This window comes from Streptomyces sp. NPDC060366, from assembly GCF_042725135.1.
GTDB lineage: Bacteria > Actinomycetota > Actinomycetes > Streptomycetales > Streptomycetaceae > Streptomyces.
Genome location: NZ_JBHXDC010000016.1, coordinates 94863 through 115386, shown reverse-complemented (window position 1 = coordinate 115386; position 20524 = coordinate 94863). Strand labels below are relative to the sequence as shown.

Genomic DNA, 20524 nt, shown 5'->3' with positions numbered 1-20524 from the left:
CGGCGGCCGGACGCCGTCGGGCCCACGTCCACTCTCTGCGAAAGACAACGGGGGACAACGGTGCGGAAGTTGATACGAAGAAGCGTCCCGGCGGTGCTGCTGGTCGCTCTGGTGACCGGGTGCTCGTCGGACTCGGGCCCGGACTCGGGTTCCGGCTCGGACTCGGGCCGCAAGGGTGGCGACAGCGCGGACGCCGCCGCGTCGCCCGCCCAAGACGCCTCGAAGACGGCGGAGAAGGGCGAGACGATCGGCGCAGCCGGATCTCCCTGCGCCCTGCCCGTGACCTTCGCGCTGGCCGCGAAGTGGACGGCGGAAGCGGTCGAGATCGACGCCGCCGCCGACGCCGCGCTCGCGGAGCTGGCCCGGCAGGGCCCGGTGGAGATGGCCTGCGAGATCGACGCGAAGCCGGCCGGCAACATCGGCTACCTCCGCGTCTGGACCGCGGACACCACCGACTCCACCGCGCGCGAGGTCCTCGAAGCGTTCGTCGCGGCGGACAAGACCGCGGGCGACGCCGAGTACCAGGAGACGAAGGCCGGCTCCCTGCCCGCGGCGGAGGTGGGCTACATCACCACCAGTGAAGTGCTCGAGGAGTCGAAGAAGGAACGGGCCCTGGCGGTCACCACCTCCAAGGGCGTGGCAGTGATCCACCTCGGCGGGCTGGACAGCGGGGAACACGACGCCATGCTCCCCGCCTTCGAACTGGCCAAGAAGACCCTGCGCGCGAACTGAGCCCCCGAGGCCATCGGCGGAGCCGATACCGTGACCGGCATGCCGATCCGCGCCGTCGTCTGGGACATCGACGACACCCTCTTCGACTACACCACCGCCGACCGCGCGGGTATGCGGCTGCATCTCGCGGCCGAAGGGCTCACCGACCGCTTCGGCACCGCCGAGCGGGCCCTGGCGTACTGGCGTGAGATCACCGACGTCCAGTGGCTGCGGTTCGCCGGCGGGGAGACGACCTTCCAAGGACAGCGACGCGACCGCGTAAGGCAGTTCCTCGGTACGGAGGCGCTCGACGACACCGACGCCGACGCCTGGTTCGACCGCTACGTCGCGCACTACGAGTCCGCCTGGAAGCTCTTCCCCGACGCCCTTCCCGCACTGGACTCGCTGGCCCCCGACTACCGTCAGGCCGTGCTGTCCAATTCGAGCCTCCACAACCAGGAGCGCAAGCTCCGTACCCTCGGCGTACGGGACTACTTCGAGACGGTCCTGTGCGCCGCCGAACTCGGTGTCTCCAAGCCCGACGCCGCCGCCTTCCACGCGGCGTGCGACGCCCTGGAACTCGATCCGGCCGAGGTCGTCTACGTGGGGAACGAACCGGACATCGACGCCGGCGGAGCCACCGCCGCCGGACTGGCCGGAGTCTGGCTCGACCGGGGGCGGCTCGGCGGGCGTCCCGAGCTCGTCACGATCACCGATCTGGACCGCCTGCCCGCCCTGCTGCGCGGTGATACTCGTTTTGGAGCGCCGTCTCCCATCGGGTAATGTTCTTCCTGCGCCGCCCGAGAGATCGCAAGGTCTGACCGGAAGGCGCAAACCCAAACAAAACCCCCCATCCAGGGGGTTGGGTTTTGGTGGGCTATGGTGTAATTGGCAGCACGACGGTTTCTGGTTCCGTTAGTCTAGGTTCGAGTCCTGGTAGCCCAGCGCAGAGTTCTTCTGCAACGCCCCCGTTGTGTAGCGGCCTAGCACGCCGCCCTCTCAAGGCGGTAGCGCCGGTTCGAATCCGGTCGGGGGTACAGATCCTTCTCTCCGATTTCTTCGGGTCGCACCCGGACACATCGATGCAGGATCGCTAGGGCCCCCGTTGTGTAGCGGCCTAGCACGCCGCCCTCTCAAGGCGGTAGCGCCGGTTCGAATCCGGTCGGGGGTACGCAGCAAGTAAGTCTGAACCACCCTTGGGCTATGGTGTAATTGGCAACACGACGGTTTCTGGTTCCGTTGTTCTAGGTTCGAGTCCTGGTAGCCCAGCTCAACGCTCCACCTGCTGGCCCCCGTTGTGTAGCGGCCTAGCACGCCGCCCTCTCAAGGCGGTAGCGCCGGTTCGAATCCGGTCGGGGGTACGTGACGAAGAGGCTCTCCGCGTCAGCGGAGGGCCTCTTCTTCTGTTCCGAACCGCTCGACGCGCTCAATTCCCGGGACTGTAGCGCCGGTTGGACTCCTCGGCCTCCGCGAGCCGGCGCAGGCTGAGCAGCACCGGCTCGTACAGCACGGTGAGCGCGACCGCCGCCTCCACCTGCTCGTACGGGTCCCCGTACCGCTCCACCATGTCGATGTCGGTGACGCCGAGCCGGTCGGCGAGCCGCCCGTACGGCAGCAGGTCCGCGAGCTCGCACGGATAGCCGGTCCTGGACAGCCCGGCAATCGCGCCCACCAGGACGCGGTACGCGGCCTCCGAGGCCCCCACCTCGGCCGCGTGCGTCCAGCCCAGCTCCCCGAACAGCTCCTCGGCCCGGCGCCGCGCGGACTCCGTCTCCTCGTCCAGCTCGCCGGCGTCGAACGCGGCGTCCAGCGCCCCGTCGTTGGGGAGCGCCCTGATCGCCGCGCCCAGGCGCCTGTGGTGGTCGATGGACTCGTCCTCGATGGCCGTCAGGACCTCACGCGCCGTGGCGACCGGCATCCGGCCCACCTGGATCAGCGCGCGCACGAGGCGCAGCCGGCGCAGATGCCCGTCGTCGTACGTGGACTGCGTGGCGGTGATCCGGTGGCCCGGCCTGAGCAGCCCCTCCCGCAGGTAGTACTTGATCGTGGCGGTGGGTATCCCACTGCGTTCACTCAGCTCCGCCATGCGCATACCGCTTGCACCTTCCTTTGGAGAGTGCCACTATCCAATCATGGATAGTGGCACTCTCCAATGAGGGGGCCGCCCGTAGCGCCGCCGCCGTGCGGCCGGAACCAGGGGGAACGTCATGGGTACGAAGCCGATCGAGGGCCGCATGACCGCAGATGCCGAGGGCGACGTCGTCGTCTTCGTCATCGGGATGCGCATCAACAACTTCCGCGCCCTGCGCAGCTGGTGGCCGGTGTTCACGGCCATGCCGAGAATGCTCAAGGAGCTGTCGCGGGACAAGGAGAGCGGGCTCATCGGCTTCCAGCCGCTGCTGGGCTTCCCGCGGGTGATGTACGTCGTCCAGTACTGGGACTCGAAGGAGAAACTGCTCGCGTACGCCTCCGCGCAGGACGGCGAGCACCGCCCCGCGTGGGCGGCGTTCAACCGTCGGCTCCGCGCCGGCAAGGGCAAGGTGGGCTTCTGGCACGAGACGTACGTCGTCCCGGCCGGCTCGTACGAGAACGTCTACATCAACATGCCGGCCTTCGGCCTCGCCGCGGCCACGGGAGTCGTCCCCGTCGGCCGCCGCGGTGAGCGCGCGGCCGACCGCCTCGGCTCGTAACGTCCGACAACGCAGACAACGCAGACAACGCAGACAACGCCGAGAACGCTGAAAACCCGGAGGACTCAGCGCACGCTCCGCACTTCACGAGAGCACGCGAGGGCGTGAACTCCGCAGCGTACGGGGCGGAGTTGGGACGCTCGCGGCACACGGAGGCGGCATCGCGGGCGCCGGGTCACGGCGTGTGACGGCGCGGATTCAGCTGGTGCGGCGCAGTGCCTCCGACAGCCGTCCGGCCGCGTCGATGATCGCCTGGGCGTGCATCCGGCCCGGATGCCGGCTGAGCCGCTCGATCGGGCCGGATACCGAGACCGCCGCGACGACCCGGTTGGACGGCCCGCGTACCGGCGCCGAGACCGATGCCACACCCGGCTCGCGCTCGCCGATCGACTGGGCCCAGCCCCGCCGCCGTACGCCCGAGAGTGCCGTCGCCGTGAATCGCGCCCCCTGGAGGCCGCGGTGCAGCCGCTCCGGCTCCTCCCAGGCCATCAGGATCTGCGCGGACGAGCCCGCCTTCATCGTGAGCGTGGAGCCCACTGGCACCGTGTCCCGCAGACCGGACAGCCGCTCGGCGGCGGCCACGCAGATCCGCATGTCGCCCTGGCGCCGGTAGAGCTGCGCGCTCTCCCCGGTCACGTCCCGCAGATGTGTGAGCACCGGTCCGGCCGTCGCCAGCAGGCGGTCCTCGCCTGCCGCCGCGGCCAGTTCCGCCAGCCGAGGGCCGAGGATGAACCGGCCCTGCATGTCCCTCGCCACCATCCGGTGGTGTTCCAGGGCCACGGCCAGCCGGTGTGCCGTGGGCCGTGCGAGCCCGGTCGCAGCGACCAGCCCGGCGAGGGTGGCCGGACCGGACTCCAGGGCGCTCAGTACCAGAGCCGCCTTGTCGAGAACGCCGACGCCGCTAGAGTTGTCCATGCAACGATACTCGCGTCTCACTCTGTGAAACGCAAGTTCAATTTTCCGAGGAACTTGCCAACCTGTAGGGACGGGCCCGTACACGAACCGGGTTCGCAGCCGACGCGGGCGCGTGGGACACCGGCGTGGGCCCCACATATCTCCAGGACTGCCGGCGGCGCTGCCGGCCGAAGGGAAAGCGATGGGTAGGACACTCGCGGAGAAGGTCTGGGACGACCATGTCGTCCGGCGCGCCGAGGGCGAGCCCGACCTTCTCTTCATCGATCTGCACCTGCTGCACGAGGTGACGAGCCCGCAGGCCTTCGACGGCCTCCGTCAGAACGGCCGGCAGGTGCGGCGGCTCGACCTCACCATCGCGACCGAGGACCACAACACCCCGACGATCGACATCGACAAGCCGATCGCCGACCCCGTCTCGCGCGTCCAGCTGGAGACGCTGCGCAAGAACTGCGCGGACTTCGGTGTACGGCTGCACCCGCTGGGCGACGTCGAGCAGGGCGTCGTCCATGTCGTGGGCCCGCAGCTGGGGCTGACCCAGCCCGGCACCACCGTCGTGTGCGGCGACAGCCACACCTCCACCCACGGCGCCTTCGGCGCGCTGGCCTTCGGCATCGGCACCAGCCAGGTCGAGCACGTCCTGGCCACCCAGACGCTGCCGCTGGCCCGCCCCCGCACCATGGCCATCACCGTCGAGGGCGAACTGCCCGCCGACGTCACGGCCAAGGACCTGATCCTCGCCGTCATCGCCCGCATCGGCACCGGCGGCGGCCAGGGTTACATCCTCGAGTACCGCGGCTCCGCCATCGAGAAGCTCTCGATGGAAGCCCGCATGACCATTTGCAACATGTCCATCGAGGCCGGCGCCAGGGCGGGCATGATCGCCCCGGACCGGATCACCTTCGACTACCTCCAGGGCCGCGACCACGCCCCCGAAGGGGCCGACTGGGACGCCGCGGTCGAGTACTGGCAAACGCTGCGCACCGACGACGACGCCGTCTTCGACGCCGAGGTCTTCATCGACGCCACGGAACTGGCCCCGTTCGTCACCTGGGGCACCAACCCCGGCCAGGGCGCGCCGCTGTCGACGCACGTCCCCGACCCCGCTTCGTACGAGGACGCTTCGGAGCGGCTCGCCGCCGAAAAGGCCCTGGAATACATGGGGTTGACCGCCGGGCAGGCGCTGCGCGACATCACGGTGGACACCGTCTTCGTAGGTTCGTGCACCAACGGGCGTATCGAGGACCTGCGCTCGGCCGCCTCGATCCTGGACGGCCGCAAAGTCGCCGACGGCGTACGGATGCTGGTGGTCCCGGGCTCCGTACGGGTCGCGCTCCAGGCCGTCGAGGAGGGCCTGGACAAGGTCTTCACCGGCGCGGGCGCCGAGTGGCGGCACGCGGGCTGTTCGATGTGTCTGGGCATGAACCCCGACCAACTGGCGCCCGGCGAGCGCTCCGCGTCGACCTCGAACCGCAACTTCGAGGGCAGGCAGGGCAAGGGCGGCCGGACCCACCTCGTCTCACCGCAGGTGGCCGCGGCCACCGCCGTGCTGGGCCACCTGGCCTCGCCCGCCGACCTGTCCGACACCCGCACCCCCGTGGAGGCCTGAGCGCCATGGACGCTTTCACCACACACACCGGCCGGGCCGTCCCGCTGCGCCGCAGCAACGTCGACACCGACCAGATCATTCCGGCCCACTGGCTGAAGAAGGTCACGCGCGACGGCTTCGAGGACGGGCTGTTCGAGGCCTGGCGCAAGGACCCGGACTTCGTTCTCAACCAGCCCGAGCGGCAGGGCGCCTCGGTCCTGGTCGCCGGATCCGACTTCGGCACCGGCTCGTCGCGCGAACACGCCGTGTGGGCGCTCCAGAACTTCGGTTTCCGCGCCGTCATCTCCTCGCGGTTCGCCGACATCTTCCGCGGCAACTCCCTCAAGAACGGTCTGCTGACGGTCGTTCTGGAGCAGCGCGTCGTCGACCACCTCTGGGAACTGACCGAGGCGCACCCGACCGCGGCCGTGACGGTGGACCTCGAAGCGCGTCAGGTGCGCGCCGAGGGCCCCGACGGAGCAACGGTGACCGCTGATTTCGAGCTGGACGAGAACGCTCGATGGAGGCTCCTCAACGGCCTCGACGACATCGGTCTCACCCTGAAGAACGAAGCGGACATCGCTACGTACGAAGCCTCCCGGCCCTCCTTCAAACCCCGCACAATTGCCGTCTGATCAGCGCTTTTCTCCACCTGCGCCCCCTGCCTCCGGGTAGGGGGCGCAGTGCCTTGTTGAGACCCCGCCGGGCGACAACTCGCCCCAGATGGCACAATCGGTGCATGGAACGCGACAGCCAACTCGAGCGTTACGGAGTGGTCGCCGACCGGCTCAAGGAAGCGCACACAAGGGTGCGCGCACTGCAAGTCCCGGAGGGCGTACGGATGGCGCTGACCCGGAAGCTGCTGGTCATCACGGCCGCGGCCAAACACGACCTCTTAGACGCGGCACGTCGTCTGGACCGCTTGATGAAGGACCTCGACGAGGGTCGATTCCCGCAAGGCGACTGAAGCCGCGGAACTCCGCGGGGTCGACTTCGTTGCGGCACTAGGGTGATTAGCCCGTTTCGTGTTTGATTTGCGGTATATATCTGCCTAACGTGCGGAAAAGCTTGAACACTTTCGTTCTGGCAATGTCTCCGAAGGGGAAGACGTGAACAAGGCGCAGCTCGTAGAAGCAATTGCGGACAAGGTCGGCGGTCGCCAGCAGGCGGCCGACGCGGTCGACGCGGTACTGGACGCGGTTGTCCGCGCCGTCGTCGCGGGTGAGCGGGTCTCCGTCACCGGCTTCGGTTCGTTCGAGAAGGTCGACCGTCCGGCCCGTTACGCGCGTAACCCGCAGACGGGTGAGCGGGTCCGGGTCAAGAAGACGTCGGTGCCGCGCTTCCGCGCGGGACAGGGCTTCAAGGACCTGGTGAGCGGCTCGAAGAAGCTTCCCAAGAACGACGTGGCCGTCAAGAAGGCCCCCAAGGGCAGCCTCTCGGGCGGTTCTTCCACCCGTACGACCGCCAAGGCCGCGGCCAAGAAGGCCACCGCCAAGAAGGCGACGGCGAAGAAGACCGCCGCCAGGAAGACCGCGGTCGCGGGCACCGCCAAGCGGGCGGCGAAGAAGACCTCCACGGCCAAGAAGACGGCCACGAAGAAGACCACGACCGCCAAGAAGGCCACCGCCAAGAAGACGGGCGCGGCCAAGAAGGCCACGGCGAAGAAGACCTCGCCGGCCAAGAAGGCGACCGCCAAGAAGGCGCCGGCCCGAAAGGTGGCATCACGCACGACCACCGCCAAGAAGGCCACCGCGAGGAACAGGTAAGCGGCACAAGGCCGTAGGGCCACTCACGCGCCGGGCCGGGCTCCCTTCGGGGGAGCCCGGCCCGCGGCGTTGTGGGGCCGCCCGACGGCCCTCAGAACGTCTGGAGCGTCACCAGGGTGATGTTCCCGCTGTTCCCGCCCGCGCGTTCGATACGGACTCGCTGGCCCGGCCGCAGCAGCCGCAGACCGCCCGCGTCGAACGCCACGGCGTCGAAGTCCACCGGAGTCCCGTCGTCGAGCAGCACACTGCCGCTGCGGGTCTCGGAATCGAAGGTGTACGCGGTCGCCTGCATGCCCGCCAGCGTATCGGTCAGCAGCCCGGCCGCGCCCCGCAGACGGGGTCGCAGGCCGGAGCGGGCGCGGGGCCCCCGACGGGGCCCGGCGGGGGGCCTGGAACGGGGCCCGGGACCGGGCGCGGGCCCGCGTGACGCCGCGCCGTGTACGGGCCGAGCCCCAGGGCCGCGGCGGCCAGCAGATCCTCGCCCGTATCGACGTCCCGCCGTACGGAATCCACCCCGGCCAGGACAATTTCCACCGCTCCCGTGGACAAATGCCGATGCCGCGAAGCGCCACCGAATGCCGGATTCAATTCCGATCCGGCCCGCGCGGCCAGCAATGTCGTACCGATTTCGGCGGCATCGGCGAGAAATGCGCGCGGAAAATCCCCGGCGGCCGTGAGCACCCGCGCCAGCTCCGCCGGTCGCAGCGCCGGCAGATCGGCGTTGAGCGCCGCCACGCAGGCCCGTGGCCTGCCCGCCCTGACGGCCCGCGCGCCGTGCGCCAGCGCGGCGTTGAGCCCGGCCGCCGGACTGTCGGGGACGGTGCGCGCGCCCAGCGCGGTCAGTTCGGCCGCGGCCAGCGGATCGTCGGTGACAACCACCACGTCGCGTACGACGGGGCAGGCCAGCGCGGCGGCGACGGTGTCCTGGGCGAACGCCAGCGCCAGCCGGGGCCGCAGCAGATCGCCCGTCGAACCGGCGAGCCTGCTCTTGGCCACGGCGAGCGGCTTGAGCGGAACGACCAGGGACCAGGCGGCGATCGGGTCGGTGTTCGTGGCGAGCTCTCCGTCCTTACGCGTTCGGCCCTCTATTGTGGCCCGATCGCGGCGTGCGGCGCGGTACAGGGCCCACGACGCCCCGGGAATGGCGAACTGAGCCCGCAGGTCCGGTCCGCGGGCCGGGGCGTACGGTGTTCTCGACAGAGCAGAGGCCTGGGGCGACACTTGACCCCCGGCAGCCAGGGCCGGCCCAAGCCAGGCCACAGAGAAAGGTGTCCGAGTGTCCCGCCCCAGAATCGGCTTCTGGTACCGCCTGGCAGCGGTCATCGCGAAACCGCCGTTGATCGTTCTGTTCAAGCGGGAGTGGCGGGGAATGGAACACATTCCGGCCCAGGGCGGATTCCTCACCGCCGTGAACCACAACTCGGCTCTGGACCCTCTCTCCTACGGACACTTCCAGTACAACAGCGGCCGGGTGCCGCGACTGCTCGCCAAGGCCGCCCTCTTCGACCTGCCGTTCGTCGGCATGATGCTCCGCGGCACCGGACAGATTCCCGTCTACCGCGAGAGCTCCAACGCCCTGGACGCCTTCCGGGCAGCCGTGAACGCCATCGAGCGCGGGGAATGCGTCGCCTTCTACCCCGAAGGCACCCTCACCCGCGACCCCGACATGTGGCCGATGACCGGCAAGACCGGTGCGGCACGCGTCGCCCTCCTTACGAAAGCGCCGGTCATTCCCGTCGCCCAGTGGGGCGCCAATCTGGTGATACCGCCGTACGCCAAGCCGAACAAGGTCAGGCTCTTTCCGCGCCAGACGCTGCGGGTGCAGGCGGGCCCGGCGGTCGATCTCTCCCGTTTCTACGGGCAGGAACCGACGCCCGAACTCCTCCGCGAGGTCACCGAGGTCATCATGGCCGCCATCACCGAATTGCTCGCCGACGTACGCGGCGAACCGGCGCCCGCCGCACCGTACGACCACCGCAGGGTTCTGGAAGAGAAGCGGCGCAAGGCCGCGGAAGAGGGGTTGCAGTGACGCGCGTCGCGGTCTTCGGGACGGGATCGTGGGGAACGGCGTTCGCCATGATTCTCGCCGACGCGGGATGCGAGGTGACTCTCTGGGCACGCCGCCGCGAGGTCGTCGACGCGGTCAACAACACCCGCACCAATCCGGGCTATCTGCCGGGTGTCGAACTGCCCTCCTCGGTACGGGCCACGACCGATCCCGCCGAGGCGGCCAGGGACGCCGAGTTCACCGTTATCACGATCCCCTCGCAGACGCTGCGCGCCAATCTCGCCGAATGGGCCTCGGTGCTGCCTGCGGACACCGTCCTCGTCTCCCTGATGAAGGGCGTCGAACTGGGCACCGCCAAGCGCATGAGCGAGGTGATCGGCGAGGTGGCCAAGGCGCCGGCCGACCGGGTCGCCGTCCTCACCGGCCCCAACCTGGCCGGCGAGATCGCCGCCAGGCAGCCCGCCGCCGCCGTCGTGGCGTGCACCGACGAGGCGGTGGCCACCCGGCTCCAGGCGGCCTGCCACACGCCGTACTTCCGCCCGTACACGAACACCGACGTGGTCGGCTGTGAACTCGGCGGCGCCGTCAAGAACGTCATCGGGCTCGCCGTCGGCATCGCCGACGGCATGGGTCTCGGCGACAACACCAAGGCGTCGCTGATGACGCGCGGCCTCGCCGAAACCACCCGGCTGGGGCTGGCGATGGGCGCCGACCCGCACACCTTCTCCGGTCTCGCCGGAATGGGTGATCTGATCGCGACCTGTTCCTCGCCCCTCTCGCGCAACCACACCTTCGGCACCAACCTCGGGCGCGGCATGACGCTGGAGCAGACGATCGCGGCGAGTACGCAGACCGCGGAGGGCGTCAAGTCCTGCCAGTCCGTGCTGGATCTGGCCCAGCGGCACGATGTCGACATGCCGATCACCGAAACGGTCGTGAGCATCGTCCACGAGGGGAAGCCCCCGCTCGTGGCGGTGAAGGAGCTGATGGCGCGCAGCGCCAAGCCCGAACGCCGCTGACTCGGCGGCGGTCGAGCAGGTAACCTCATCGCGATATGAGCAGCGAGAACCTCCCCCAGAGCCCTGAGCAGCAGCTCCGTAAGCCGCGCGTGGCGGTCGTCTTCGGCGGCCGGAGTTCCGAGCACGCCATCTCGGTGGTCACGGCTGGCGCCGTACTGCGGTCCATCGACCGTACGAAGTACGACGTGCTGCCCATCGGCATCACCACGGACGGACGCTGGGCGCTCACCGCCGACGAACCCGACCGTATGGGCATCGCCGACCGCAGGCTGCCGAGCGTCGAGGAACTGGCCGAGTCCACGGAGGGTGACGTCGTCCTCTCCGTAGACCCCGGCAACCGCGAGGTCGTCTACAGCGAGCAGGGCTCCGTACCCAAGGCGCTCGGCGAGGTCGACGTCGTCTTCCCGGTGCTGCACGGCCCGTACGGCGAGGACGGCACCCTCCAGGGCCTGTTGGAGCTCTCCGGAGTCCCGTACGTCGGCGCGGGCGTCCTGGCGTCGGCCGTAGGCCAGGACAAGGAGTACATGAAGCGGGTGTTCCTCTCGTACGGGCTGCCCGTCGGGCCGTACGAGGTGATCCGCCCGCGCGAGTGGCAGCTGGACCCGTCCGCCGCCCGCGAGAAGATCGTCGCCTTCGCCGCCGAGCACGGCTGGCCGATCTTCGTGAAGCCCGCACGCGCCGGCTCCTCCATGGGCATCACCAAGGTCGACGCCCTGGAAGGGCTGGAGGACGCGATCGAGGAGGCGCAGCGCCACGACCCGAAGATCCTGGTCGAGTCGCTGCTGCGCGGCCGGGAGATCGAGTGCGGGGTGCTGGAGTTCGAGGACGGGCCGCGCGCGAGCGTGCCGGCCGAGATCCCGCCCGTCACGTCGCACGAGTTCTACGACTTCGAGGCGAAGTACATCGACGCCGCCACCGGCCTGGTGCCCGCACCTCTTACGGAGGAGCAGACGGCCGAGGTCCAGCGGCTCGCCGTAGAGGCGTTCGACGCCGTGTCCTGCGAGGGACTGGTCCGCGCGGACTTCTTCCTTACGGAGGACGGCGGGTTCGTCATCAACGAGATCAACACCATGCCGGGCTTCACGCCGATCTCGATGTATCCGCGGATGTGGCAGGAGAGCGGCGTCAGCTACCCGGAGCTGATCGACCGGCTGATCGAGGCGGCGCTGCGCCGCCCGACCGGCCTGCGCTGAGGGGACTCGCGGGCGGTAGCGGACCGCCGCTACAGACTGGGCGGCACCGTGTCGGCGACCGGTGCCGCGAGGTCCGAGAGCGGACCGATGTCGTGCATGAACCGCTCGTCCAGAGTGACCTCGACATAGGTCCTGCGGTACGTCGTGGTGAACCGGGGGCCCGAATCCCGTTCCTCCAGCAGCCAGTTGACGCCGTCCACCTCCACGCCCTCCGCCTGGGGGTCGCTCATCCGCTCGGGCCGGGGGACGCCGCAGCGAAGTACGATCGCGGCGTCCCCCCACCCGGCGGTCAGTTCGGAACCCGGCTCCGGATCACTCCGGTCGTGCCCCGCGACGGCCTTCGGCAGCTCCTTGTCCAGTGCGCGGCACAACGCCGCCTCCTCCGCCGGCGGGCTGGGAACCGGGACCTTCGCCGGGGCGTCCGTGGAGGAGCAGCCGACTGTCACGGCGAGCACGAGGACGGCGGGCAGGCGGGCGAGCCGGGGGCCGGATAGCCTGCGCATCGGAAGGGTCACCGGCCAAGCGTAGACGGGGGCTACAGGTGCACGACCGGGCAGGTCAGGGTGCGGGTGATGCCGTCCACTTGCTGGACTTTGGCGACCACCATGCGGCCGAGGTCGTCCACGGTGTCGGACTGGGCACGCACGATCACGTCATAGGGACCGGTGACGTCCTCGGCCTGTATCACTCCAGGGATCTTCGCGATGGTCTCGGCGACGATCGTCGCCTTGCCCACCTCGGTCTGAATAAGGATGTACGCCTGTACCACGGAACCTCCAGGGCGGCCACGAGGATCTTGTGGGGGGAAGGGACGCCACGTTATCGCGTCACCCAGTGCCGCGGGGAGACCTGCGCGTACTGCGGCACCGGCGGCGTGACGTACCGGGCAGTGAAGTTGACGTACAGCGCGGCCGGCTCCGCCGGCCGCACGACGAGAGGTGGGACTCGGTGAAGGGCACCGTGGGCGAGTTGGGGGAGTTCGGACTCATCAGGGAGCTCACTTCCCGGCTCACCACCACCCCGGCGGTCCGGCTCGGGCCGGGCGACGACGCCGCGGTGGTGACCGCACCCGACCGCAGGGTCGTGGCGAGTACGGACATCCTCCTTGAAGGGCGGCACTTCCGCCGCGACTGGTCGACCGCCTACGACGTGGGAAGAAAGGCCGCCGCGCAGAATCTCGCCGACATCGCGGCGATGGGGGCGGTTCCGACCGCGCTGCTGCTCGGCCTGGTCGTCCCGGCCGATCTCCCGGTCACCTGGCCCACCGAGTTGATGGACGGCATCCGCGACGAATGCCAGGTCGCGGGCGCCGCGGTGGTCGGCGGCGATGTCGTACGGGGCGAGACGATCACCCTCGCGATCACCGCGCTCGGCGATCTGCGCAACCACGAGCCGGTGACGAGATCGGGCGCGCAGCCCGGCGATGTCGTCGCGTACACAGGCTGGTTGGGCTGGTCGGCGGCCGGACACGCGGTCCTGTCGCGCGGATTCCGGTCACCCCGTGCCTTCGTCGAGGCGCACCGGCGTCCCGAACCGCCGTACCACGCGGGGCCCGCGGCGGCGGGGCTCGGCGCCACGGCGATGACGGACGTGAGCGACGGCCTCGTCGCCGACCTCGGACACATCGCCGACGCCAGCAAGGTCCGAATCGATCTGCGGTCGGGGCTCATCGACATTCCGTCGCAGATGAACGACATCGGGCAGGCGGTGGGCGTGGATCCGCTCCAGTGGGTGCTGACCGGGGGAGAGGACCACGCGATCGTCGCGACGTTCCCGCCGGACGCCAAGCTGCCCGCCAGATGGAAGGTGATCGGCGAGGTCCTCAACCCGTCGGCGCTGCCGCAGGTGACGGTCGACGGGGCGCCGTGGACGAGCAAGGGCGGCTGGGACCACTTCGGGGACACGGCGTAGGGCCGAGTCCGGCGGGCCAGTAGATTCGGGGGCATGGCCATATCCCCCGAGTCCGCCGCGCTCTCCGGGTCCGCCCGTGTGCCCGCCCGTGTCCTCACCGTCGCCGGTTCCGACTCCGGTGGCGGTGCGGGAATCCAGGCGGACCTCAAGACCATGCTGGCGTTCGGCGTGCACGGCATGAGCGTGCTCACGGCCGTCACCGCGCAGAACTCCCGCGGCGTGCAAGGCGCTTGGGAACTGCCCGTGGAGGCGGTACGGGCCCAGTACCGCAGCGTCGTGGACGACATCGGCGTCCAGGCGGTGAAGACCGGCATGCTCTCGTCGGCGGCGCTGGTGGAGACCGTCGCCGAACTCCTCGCCGGGACCGATGTCCCCGTGGTGGTCGATCCGGTCGGGTTCTCCAAGCACGGGGACCCGCTGCTCGCGGCGTCCGCGCTGGACTCCGTACGGAAGCGGCTGCTGCCGACGGCGACCGTCGCCACTCCCAACCTGGACGAGGTCGCCCAGCTGACCGGTCTGGAGGTGCGGGACGAGGCGGAAATGCCTCGCGCCGCCGCAGCCGTACTGGCCTTCGGGCCGCGCTGGGTGCTGATCAAGGGCGGGCATCTGCCGGGGGACGCCGTGGACCTGCTGACGGACGGCAGCGAGGAGCACTGGCTGCGCGCACCGCGCCACGACAACCGTCATACGCACGGCACCGGCTGCACGCTCGCCTCCGCGATCGCGGCGGGGCTGGGGACGGGGCAGGGGGTCCTGGAGGCCGTCGTCGCGGCGAAGCGGTACGTGACGGGGGCGATCGCCGCCGGCTTCCCACTGGGTGGTGGCATCGGCCCCGTGGACCACGCCTGGCGCTTCCGCTGAGGCTCGTGGCCCGATGCTTGCCGTGCCGCTTGCCGCCGAACGCCGGTGCCCGGTGCTCAACTCCGGGAACACGGTGCGCCAGTTGGGCACGACGGGGCGCGGCACAGCGCGAGACGGGCACGACAAAAAGCCGGTCCACCGAGGTGGACCGGCTTTCAAGGCAACCGCAGGGGCTGCGCTACGACGAGAACGTCAGCGCGAGACCTTGCCGGCCTTGATGCACGATGTGCAGACGTTGAGCCGCTTCGGCGTCCGACCGACCACGGCACGCACGCGCTGGATGTTCGGGTTCCAGCGACGGGACGTACGGCGGTGCGAGTGCGAAATGTTGTTGCCGAAGCCCGGCCCCTTGCCGCAGACGTCGCAGTTGGCAGCCACGGGTCACTCCAAAGACTTCAGATGCACTTACGGTGAATTCCGGCGCGGCAGAATCATTGACTGATTTCTGCTGTGCCGGGGGAAATGGCCCGACTCTCGACGGGCAACCGGAGGAGCATACAACGCCCGATCCGGTTGAACGAAACTACCATGGCCGAACCCGCCCTCGTCCCGCCCCCTCTCCCACCTGCCACTACGGTGCGGGCGGACTACCCTGCGGTGCAGTTCGCAGCCCCAGGCCGCCAAGGAGGACCCCCAGGTGCCGCAGACCCTCGACGCCGCAGCGGTACGTACCTGGTGCTCGCTGGCGCTGGACGCCCTGGGCCGGGACCGCGAGGAGATCGACGCGATCAACGTCTATCCGGTCGCGGACGGGGACACCGGCACCAATCTCTATCTGACGGTGGAGTCCGCCGTGCGGGCCGTCGAGGCCGTCTTCGACGCGCACGCGACGGGGACCTCCGTACCGGACCTGCCCGACGCCGTACGGGCCATGGCGCACGGGGCACTGATCGGCGCCCGGGGGAACTCCGGCACGATCCTGGCGCAACTGCTGCGGGGCATGGCCGAGGTGCTGTGTGAGGACACGGCCGGCGCCGGGGCTGAGGACGGCGGCGATCACCTGGCCAGGGCGCTGCGCAGAGCGGCGCAGCTGGCACGAGAGGCCGTCGCGCACCCGGTCGAGGGCACGATCCTCACGGTGGCCGCCGCAGCCGCGGACGCCGCCGCGCGTGAGGCGGGCGACGGGGCGAACGGTGCGGGCGACGACGGTGCGGCGTACGGCAGCGACGCGGCCGTCCACGCCGCCTACGCCGGGGCCCGCGTCGCGCTCGACGCGACACCGGGACAGCTGGCCGTCCTCGGTCGCGCCGGGGTCGTCGACGCCGGCGGACGGGGCCTGCTCGCCGTCCTCGCCGCACTCGTGGAGGCCGTGACGGGCGACGCCCCGGCCCGCGTCGCGCCGGGCGCCCGCCCGCACGACCTGCCCGCCGTCGTGGAGTCCTGCGACGCCGACGACAGTCCCGTCGGCCCGGCCTTCGAGGTGATCTACCTCCTGGAGACGGACGAGGCGGGCATCACCCGGCTCCGTCGCCGGCTCGACGCACTGGGTGACTCGCTCGTCGTGGTCGGCGGCGACGGGCTGTGGAACGTGCACGTGCACGTCGACGACGCGGGCGCCGCCGTGGAGGCCGGGGTCGAGGCGGGGCGCCCGTACCGGATCCGCATCACGCACTTCGGCGCCGCCGCCGGGCATCAGCGGGAGCGGGCACAGCGCGCCGTGGTCGCCGTGGTTCCGGGCGAGGGTCTCGCCGGGCTGTGCGCCGAGGCCGGAGCCACGACGGTGCTCGCGCGCCCCGGAGAGCCGCCGGCGAGCGGCGAGCTGGTCGAGGCCATCCGGCGCGCCCACGCCCACGAGGTGGTGCTCCTGCCGAACGACGCGGAGCTGCGCCACACCGCCGCTGCCGCCGCCGAACAGGCCCGCGCCGAAGGCATCCGGGTCGCCCTCATCCCGACCAGGGCGGCCGTACAGGGCATCGCAGCCCTCGCGGTGCACGAACCGGACCGCCGTTTCGACGAGGACGTGGTCGCCATGACCTCGGCCGCCGGCGCCACCCGCTACGCCGAACTGGCCGTCGCGGAGCGGCAGTCCTGGACCATGGCCGGCATCTGCCAGGCCGGAGATCTGCTGGGGCTGATCGACGGCGACGTCGCGGTGATCGGCACCGAACTCGCGGCCACCGCCGAGAGCGTCCTGGACCGGATGCTGTCGGCGGGCGGCGAACTGGTCACCCTCGTGCTCGGCGAGGACGTGCCCGACACCCTGGCCGAGCGCCTGGAGCGCTACGTACGGGACGGACACCTGGCCGTCGACACGGTGATCTACCGAGGAGGCCGCCAGTCGGTGCCGTTGCTGATCGGCGTGGAGTAGGGGCGGCACGGCGTACACGCGGCCACGTACACGTACACGCGGCCACGTAGTGGCCACGGCTTGCACGGGGCGCGGTACCTGTGACGATGGTGGGTAGGCGCCTTATGACAGACGCGCGCACCGCCCGAGGTGAGAGGCCCACCGATGGACGACCTGACCGCACTCGCCCGCCACCAGCTCGACGACGCGCGAGCCAGCGCCCACGGCCGGAGCGCGCACCTTTTCCTGCACGACGGTCCACTGCGGCAGACGGTCATCGCGCTGACCTCCGGTTCGTCCCTCGACGAGCACAACGCGCCCCCGGCGGCCAGCCTTCAGGTACTGCACGGCCGGGTACGGGTGACGAAGAAGTCCGGCGACCAGGACATGATCGCCGGGCAGGTGGGCCCTGTTCCGCACGAACGGCACGGCCTGGAGGCCCTGGAGGACTCAGCCGTCCTGCTCACCGCCGTCACCGAGGTCCGCGCGACAAGCCGCTGAACCGAGTCCGCGCCGCCCCGATCCCGCAGCCCCTGACCCGCCTCCGACCTGGGGTTGTCCACAGGTGCGCGACGGATGTCAGTGATGTGGTGTGCAATGGATCGTGTGTCCGCGCTGGATGAATCACTCAAGAAGACGCTCGGCCCCGCCACCGCGAAGGTGATGGCCGAGCAGCTGGATCTGCACACGGTCGGTGACCTGCTGCACCACTACCCGAGGCGGTACGAGGAGCGGGGCCAGCTCACCCGCCTCGCCGACCTCCCGCTGGACGAGGACGTCACGGTCGTCGCCCAGGTCGCCGACTCACGCGTTCTGAAGTTCAACGGCGGCCGGGGGCAGCGGCTGGAGATCACCCTCACCGACGGCAGCGGCCGGCTCCAACTGGTCTTCTTCGGCAGGGGGATCCACAAGCCCCACAAGGATCTGCTGCCCGGCAGCCGGGGCATGTTCGCGGGCAAGGTCTCGATGTTCAACCGGAAGCTCCAGCTCGCCCATCCCACGTATGTGCCGCTCGGTACGGACAGCGGCGACGAGGCCGTGGACGCCTTCGCGGGCAAGCTGATCCCGATCTACCCGGCCTGCAAGGGACTGGAGTCCTGGAAGATCACCAAGGCGGTCGACGCCGTGCTGCCGAGGGCCACCGAGGCCGTCGACCCGCTGCCGCCGTCCCTGCGCGAGGGCCGCGGCTTCGTGCCTTTGCCCGAGGCGCTCATGAAGGTCCACCGGCCCGACACCAAGGCCGATGTCGCGGCGGCCAGGGACCGGCTCAAGTGGGACGAGGCGTTCGTACTCCAGGTCGCCCTCGCCCGGCGGCGGCACGCGGACGCCCAACTCCCCGCGGTGGCACGGCGACCGGTGGCGGGGGGCCTGCTCGACGCCTTCGACGCCAAGCTGCCCTTCACCCTCACCGACGGCCAGTTGAAGGTCACACGCGAGATCTTCGACGATCTGGCGACCGAGCATCCGATGCACCGCCTCCTTCAGGGCGAGGTCGGCTCCGGCAAGACGATGGTGGCGCTGCGCGCGATGCTCACGGTGGTGGACGCGGGCGGTCAGGCCGCCATGCTCGCGCCGACCGAGGTGCTCGCGCAGCAGCACCACCGCTCGATCACCGAGATGATGGGGCAGCTGGCCGAGGGAGGCATGCTCGGCGGCGCCGAGACGGCCACCAAGGTGGTGCTGCTCACCGGCTCCATGGGCGCTGCGGCGCGGCGGCACGCGCTGCTCGACCTGGTCACCGGCGAGGCCGGGATCGTCATCGGCACGCACGCGCTGATCGAGGACAAGGTGCGGTTCCACGACCTGGGTCTGGTCGTCGTGGACGAGCAGCACCGCTTCGGGGTCGAGCAGCGCGACGCCCTGCGCTCCAAGGGCAAGCAGCCGCCGCATCTGCTGGTCATGACGGCGACGCCCATTCCCCGTACGGTCGCCATGACCGTCTTCGGCGACCTGGAGACCTCCGTCCTGGACCAACTGCCCGCCGGTCGCTCCCCGATCGCCACCCATGTCGTACCGGCCCAGGACAAGCCGCACTTCCTGGCGCGCGCCTGGGAACGGGTGCGCGAGGAGGTCGGCAAGGGGCACCAGGCGTACGTCGTCTGCCCCCGGATCGGTGACGGCGAGGACGAGCCGAAGAAGAAGGCCGCGGCGAAGGCGGCCGAGGCCGACGGGGACAAACGTCCGCCGCTGGCCGTGCTGGACATCGCCAAGCAGCTCGCGGCCGGGCCGCTGGTCGACCTCCGCGTCGAGGTGCTGCACGGCCGTATGCAGCCCGACGACAAGGACGACGTGATGCGCCGCTTCGCCGCGGGCGACGTGGACGTCCTGGTCGCGACCACCGTCATCGAGGTCGGTGTGAACGTGCCCAACGCGACGGCGATGGTGATCATGGACGCGGACCGGTTCGGCGTCTCGCAGCTGCACCAGTTGCGCGGCCGGGTGGGCCGAGGCTCGGCCCCCGGCCTGTGCCTGCTGGTCTCGGAGATGCCGGAGGCCAGCCCCGCGCGGGCCCGTCTCGGCGCGGTCGCCTCGACCCTCGACGGCTTCGAGCTCTCCCGTATCGACCTCGAACAGCGCCGCGAGGGCGATGTCCTCGGCCAGGCCCAGTCCGGGGTCCGCTCCTCGCTGCGGATGCTCGCGGTCATCGAGGACGAGGAGGTCATCGCCGCGGCCAGGGAGGAGGCCGTGGCCGTCGTCGCCGCGGACCCGGAGCTCGACACCCTCCCGGAGCTGCGTACGGCACTGGACGCCCTGCTGGACACGGAGCGGGAGCAGTATCTCGACAAGGGCTGAAAGGCCCTCACAGGCGCTCTCAGCGCCCCGGCGGGGGCTCTGGGACTCCCTCCCGGCGGGCCGCGCCGGGAGCGACGCCATATCGTGGGTGACGGCGCGCATGCCCCCCGCCGGCGCACCGGCGGGCGGCATGCACCACGCCGTTCCGCAATCCGCGCACCCCACGAACCGAGGACCCGACACCCATGACCCGCGTGATCGCCGGCGCCGCCGGCGGGCGCCGTCTCGCCGTCCCCCCGGGCAACGGCACCCGCCCCACCTCCGACCGAGCGCGCGAAGGTCTCTTCTCCACCTGGGAGGCGCTGCTCGGCACCCTCGAAGGCCTGCGCGTCGCCGACCTGTACGCCGGCTCCGGCGCCGTCGGCCTGGAAGCCCTCTCCCGGGGCGCCGCGCACACCCTCCTTGTGGAGGCGGACGGCAGGGCGGCCCGCACCGTCCGGGACAACGTCCGCGCCCTCGGACTGCCGGGCGCCGAGGTCCGTACGGGCAAAGCGGAGCAGATCGTGACAGGACCGGCCCCCGAGACCCCGTACGACATCGTCTTCCTCGACCCGCCGTACGCCGTCACCGATGACGATCTTCGCGAGATCCTGCTCACACTCCGTTCGGGGGGCTGGCTCAATGACGATGCCGTCGCCACCGTGGAGCGCAGCACCAGAGGTGGGGAGTTCACCTGGCCAAGGGGCTTCGAACCGTTGCGGGCACGCCGCTACGGCGAGGGGACCCTTTGGTACGGTCGCGCCGCCGCACCCGAAGACGCCCGATGACCGGACCGGAGAGCGAGG

At 70.5% G+C, this 20524-nt stretch carries 23 protein-coding genes and 5 tRNA genes; 21 read left to right on the top strand and 7 right to left on the bottom strand.

Features of this window, described 5'->3' with window-relative positions; translation table 11 throughout:
* The first annotated feature begins 60 nt into the window (after positions 1-60).
* From ACFWHU_RS30340 to ACFWHU_RS30310, 7 genes are all read left to right on the top strand, one after another.
* Positions 61-732 (top strand): lipoprotein, encoded by a 672-nt coding sequence (locus ACFWHU_RS30340; protein ID WP_387228679.1) that lies wholly within the window; start codon positions 61-63, stop codon positions 730-732.
* Positions 733-771: 39 nt separating this feature from the next.
* Positions 772-1494, top strand: coding sequence for an HAD family hydrolase (locus ACFWHU_RS30335; protein ID WP_387228677.1), 723 nt, complete (start codon positions 772-774; stop codon positions 1492-1494).
* Positions 1495-1584: 90 nt separating this feature from the next.
* A tRNA-Gln gene (locus ACFWHU_RS30330) sits at positions 1585-1656 on the top strand.
* A 19-nt stretch (positions 1657-1675) separates the two neighbouring features.
* Positions 1676-1748: transfer RNA gene (locus ACFWHU_RS30325), tRNA-Glu, on the top strand.
* Positions 1749-1809: 61 nt separating this feature from the next.
* Positions 1810-1882: transfer RNA gene (locus tag ACFWHU_RS30320), tRNA-Glu, on the top strand.
* Positions 1883-1908: 26 nt separating this feature from the next.
* Positions 1909-1980, top strand: a tRNA-Gln gene (locus tag ACFWHU_RS30315).
* A gap of 19 nt (positions 1981-1999) precedes the next feature.
* Positions 2000-2072: transfer RNA gene (locus ACFWHU_RS30310), tRNA-Glu, on the top strand.
* Positions 2073-2137: 65 nt separating this feature from the next.
* Here the strand turns inward: ACFWHU_RS30310 and ACFWHU_RS30305 are convergent.
* Positions 2138-2803 carry a MerR family transcriptional regulator gene (locus ACFWHU_RS30305; RefSeq protein WP_387228675.1) on the bottom strand — a complete coding sequence of 222 codons (666 nt, stop codon included), beginning with the start codon at positions 2801-2803 and terminating at the stop codon, positions 2138-2140.
* Positions 2804-2918: 115 nt separating this feature from the next.
* On the opposite strand from ACFWHU_RS30305, the gene ACFWHU_RS30300 reads away from it, so the two are divergent.
* The gene (locus ACFWHU_RS30300; protein WP_385798630.1) at positions 2919-3401 is read left to right on the top strand and encodes a DUF4188 domain-containing protein; all 483 of its coding nucleotides are present in this window, start codon (positions 2919-2921) and stop codon (positions 3399-3401) included.
* A gap of 198 nt (positions 3402-3599) precedes the next feature.
* On the opposite strand, the gene ndgR is transcribed toward ACFWHU_RS30300, so the two are convergent.
* The gene (gene ndgR, locus ACFWHU_RS30295) at positions 3600-4316 is read right to left on the bottom strand and encodes an IclR family transcriptional regulator NdgR (RefSeq protein ID WP_078074883.1); all 717 of its coding nucleotides are present in this window, start codon (positions 4314-4316) and stop codon (positions 3600-3602) included.
* A gap of 181 nt (positions 4317-4497) precedes the next feature.
* On the opposite strand from ndgR, the gene leuC reads away from it, so the two are divergent.
* The 4 genes from leuC (at position 4498) to ACFWHU_RS30275 (ending at position 7667) form a co-directional block, all read left to right on the top strand.
* Positions 4498-5922, top strand: a complete 1425-nt coding sequence (gene leuC / locus ACFWHU_RS30290) for a 3-isopropylmalate dehydratase large subunit (protein ID WP_385798627.1) — start codon at positions 4498-4500, stop codon at positions 5920-5922.
* Positions 5923-5927: 5 nt separating this feature from the next.
* Positions 5928-6536, top strand: coding sequence for a 3-isopropylmalate dehydratase small subunit (leuD, locus tag ACFWHU_RS30285; RefSeq protein WP_385798626.1), 609 nt, complete (start codon positions 5928-5930; stop codon positions 6534-6536).
* A 104-nt stretch (positions 6537-6640) separates the two neighbouring features.
* Complete coding sequence (locus ACFWHU_RS30280) at positions 6641-6868, top strand: hypothetical protein (protein WP_387228672.1); 228 nt, start codon at positions 6641-6643, stop codon at positions 6866-6868.
* Between the two features lie 142 nt (positions 6869-7010).
* On the top strand, positions 7011-7667 hold the full coding sequence (locus tag ACFWHU_RS30275) for an HU family DNA-binding protein (protein WP_385798623.1): 657 nt from the start codon (positions 7011-7013) through the stop codon (positions 7665-7667).
* 91 nt (positions 7668-7758) lie between these two features.
* On the opposite strand, the gene ACFWHU_RS30270 is transcribed toward ACFWHU_RS30275, so the two are convergent.
* Together ACFWHU_RS30270 and cofC are read right to left on the bottom strand one after the other, a co-directional pair.
* Complete coding sequence (locus tag ACFWHU_RS30270; protein WP_387228670.1) at positions 7759-7959, bottom strand: hypothetical protein; 201 nt, start codon at positions 7957-7959, stop codon at positions 7759-7761.
* A gap of 17 nt (positions 7960-7976) precedes the next feature.
* Positions 7977-8756: a 2-phospho-L-lactate guanylyltransferase gene (gene cofC, locus ACFWHU_RS30265; RefSeq protein WP_385798716.1), complete on the bottom strand. Its 780-nt coding sequence runs from the start codon at positions 8754-8756 to the stop codon at positions 7977-7979.
* Positions 8757-8943: 187 nt separating this feature from the next.
* Here cofC and ACFWHU_RS30260 point away from each other — a divergent pair, with 187 nt between their 5' ends.
* Genes ACFWHU_RS30260 through ACFWHU_RS30250 form a run of 3 tightly spaced genes read left to right on the top strand, consistent with a single transcriptional unit; the run spans position 8944 to position 11887 of the window.
* Positions 8944-9696, top strand: a complete 753-nt coding sequence (locus ACFWHU_RS30260) for a lysophospholipid acyltransferase family protein (RefSeq protein WP_385798618.1) — start codon at positions 8944-8946, stop codon at positions 9694-9696.
* Complete coding sequence (locus ACFWHU_RS30255; protein WP_385798617.1) at positions 9693-10694, top strand: NAD(P)H-dependent glycerol-3-phosphate dehydrogenase; 1002 nt, start codon at positions 9693-9695, stop codon at positions 10692-10694. Before ACFWHU_RS30260 ends, ACFWHU_RS30255 begins: the two co-directional genes overlap by 4 nt.
* Before the next feature lie 35 nt (positions 10695-10729).
* Positions 10730-11887: a D-alanine--D-alanine ligase family protein gene (locus tag ACFWHU_RS30250; RefSeq protein WP_385798615.1), complete on the top strand. Its 1158-nt coding sequence runs from the start codon at positions 10730-10732 to the stop codon at positions 11885-11887.
* Between the two features lie 29 nt (positions 11888-11916).
* On the opposite strand, the gene ACFWHU_RS30245 is transcribed toward ACFWHU_RS30250, so the two are convergent.
* Both ACFWHU_RS30245 and ACFWHU_RS30240 read right to left on the bottom strand, forming a co-directional pair.
* Positions 11917-12390, bottom strand: coding sequence for a DUF3515 domain-containing protein (locus ACFWHU_RS30245; protein WP_387228667.1), 474 nt, complete (start codon positions 12388-12390; stop codon positions 11917-11919).
* Between the two features lie 32 nt (positions 12391-12422).
* Positions 12423-12656 carry an Lrp/AsnC ligand binding domain-containing protein gene (locus ACFWHU_RS30240; RefSeq protein WP_078074875.1) on the bottom strand — a complete coding sequence of 78 codons (234 nt, stop codon included), beginning with the start codon at positions 12654-12656 and terminating at the stop codon, positions 12423-12425.
* A gap of 179 nt (positions 12657-12835) precedes the next feature.
* Here ACFWHU_RS30240 and ACFWHU_RS30235 point away from each other — a divergent pair, with 179 nt between their 5' ends.
* Positions 12836-13798 carry a thiamine-phosphate kinase gene (locus ACFWHU_RS30235; RefSeq protein WP_385798611.1) on the top strand — a complete coding sequence of 321 codons (963 nt, stop codon included), beginning with the start codon at positions 12836-12838 and terminating at the stop codon, positions 13796-13798.
* Positions 13799-13831: 33 nt separating this feature from the next.
* Positions 13832-14659: a bifunctional hydroxymethylpyrimidine kinase/phosphomethylpyrimidine kinase gene (gene thiD / locus ACFWHU_RS30230; RefSeq protein WP_385798609.1), complete on the top strand. Its 828-nt coding sequence runs from the start codon at positions 13832-13834 to the stop codon at positions 14657-14659.
* A 192-nt stretch (positions 14660-14851) separates the two neighbouring features.
* Here the strand turns inward: thiD and rpmB are convergent, their stop codons facing one another.
* Positions 14852-15037, bottom strand: coding sequence for a 50S ribosomal protein L28 (rpmB, locus tag ACFWHU_RS30225; RefSeq protein ID WP_003957616.1), 186 nt, complete (start codon positions 15035-15037; stop codon positions 14852-14854).
* A gap of 259 nt (positions 15038-15296) precedes the next feature.
* Between rpmB and ACFWHU_RS30220 the strand changes: the two genes are divergently transcribed.
* From ACFWHU_RS30220 to rsmD, 4 genes are all read left to right on the top strand, one after another.
* The gene (locus ACFWHU_RS30220) at positions 15297-16967 is read left to right on the top strand and encodes a DAK2 domain-containing protein (RefSeq protein ID WP_387228664.1); all 1671 of its coding nucleotides are present in this window, start codon (positions 15297-15299) and stop codon (positions 16965-16967) included.
* A gap of 144 nt (positions 16968-17111) precedes the next feature.
* Positions 17112-17447, top strand: coding sequence for a cupin (locus ACFWHU_RS30215; protein WP_381793766.1), 336 nt, complete (start codon positions 17112-17114; stop codon positions 17445-17447).
* A gap of 96 nt (positions 17448-17543) precedes the next feature.
* Positions 17544-19739: an ATP-dependent DNA helicase RecG gene (gene recG, locus ACFWHU_RS30210; protein ID WP_387228661.1), complete on the top strand. Its 2196-nt coding sequence runs from the start codon at positions 17544-17546 to the stop codon at positions 19737-19739.
* Between the two features lie 185 nt (positions 19740-19924).
* Positions 19925-20506, top strand: a complete 582-nt coding sequence (gene rsmD / locus ACFWHU_RS30205; protein ID WP_385798602.1) for a 16S rRNA (guanine(966)-N(2))-methyltransferase RsmD — start codon at positions 19925-19927, stop codon at positions 20504-20506.
* Positions 20507-20524: the final 18 nt, after the last annotated feature.

Coding starts and splice junctions, on each gene's coding strand:
- ACFWHU_RS30335 (WP_387228677.1), top strand. CDS start 772: ATGCCGATCCGCGCCGTCGTCTGGGACATCGACGACACCCTCTTCGAC.
- ACFWHU_RS30305 (WP_387228675.1), bottom strand. CDS start 2,803: ATGCGCATGGCGGAGCTGAGTGAACGCAGTGGGATACCCACCGCCACG.
- ACFWHU_RS30300 (WP_385798630.1), top strand. CDS start 2,919: ATGGGTACGAAGCCGATCGAGGGCCGCATGACCGCAGATGCCGAGGGC.
- ndgR (WP_078074883.1), bottom strand. CDS start 4,316: ATGGACAACTCTAGCGGCGTCGGCGTTCTCGACAAGGCGGCTCTGGTA.
- leuC (WP_385798627.1), top strand. CDS start 4,498: ATGGGTAGGACACTCGCGGAGAAGGTCTGGGACGACCATGTCGTCCGG.
- leuD (WP_385798626.1), top strand. CDS start 5,928: ATGGACGCTTTCACCACACACACCGGCCGGGCCGTCCCGCTGCGCCGC.
- ACFWHU_RS30280 (WP_387228672.1), top strand. CDS start 6,641: ATGGAACGCGACAGCCAACTCGAGCGTTACGGAGTGGTCGCCGACCGG.
- ACFWHU_RS30270 (WP_387228670.1), bottom strand. CDS start 7,959: ATGCAGGCGACCGCGTACACCTTCGATTCCGAGACCCGCAGCGGCAGT.
- ACFWHU_RS30250 (WP_385798615.1), top strand. CDS start 10,730: ATGAGCAGCGAGAACCTCCCCCAGAGCCCTGAGCAGCAGCTCCGTAAG.
- ACFWHU_RS30245 (WP_387228667.1), bottom strand. CDS start 12,390: ATGCGCAGGCTATCCGGCCCCCGGCTCGCCCGCCTGCCCGCCGTCCTC.
- thiD (WP_385798609.1), top strand. CDS start 13,832: ATGGCCATATCCCCCGAGTCCGCCGCGCTCTCCGGGTCCGCCCGTGTG.
- ACFWHU_RS30215 (WP_381793766.1), top strand. CDS start 17,112: ATGGACGACCTGACCGCACTCGCCCGCCACCAGCTCGACGACGCGCGA.
- recG (WP_387228661.1), top strand. CDS start 17,544: ATGGATCGTGTGTCCGCGCTGGATGAATCACTCAAGAAGACGCTCGGC.
- rsmD (WP_385798602.1), top strand. CDS start 19,925: ATGACCCGCGTGATCGCCGGCGCCGCCGGCGGGCGCCGTCTCGCCGTC.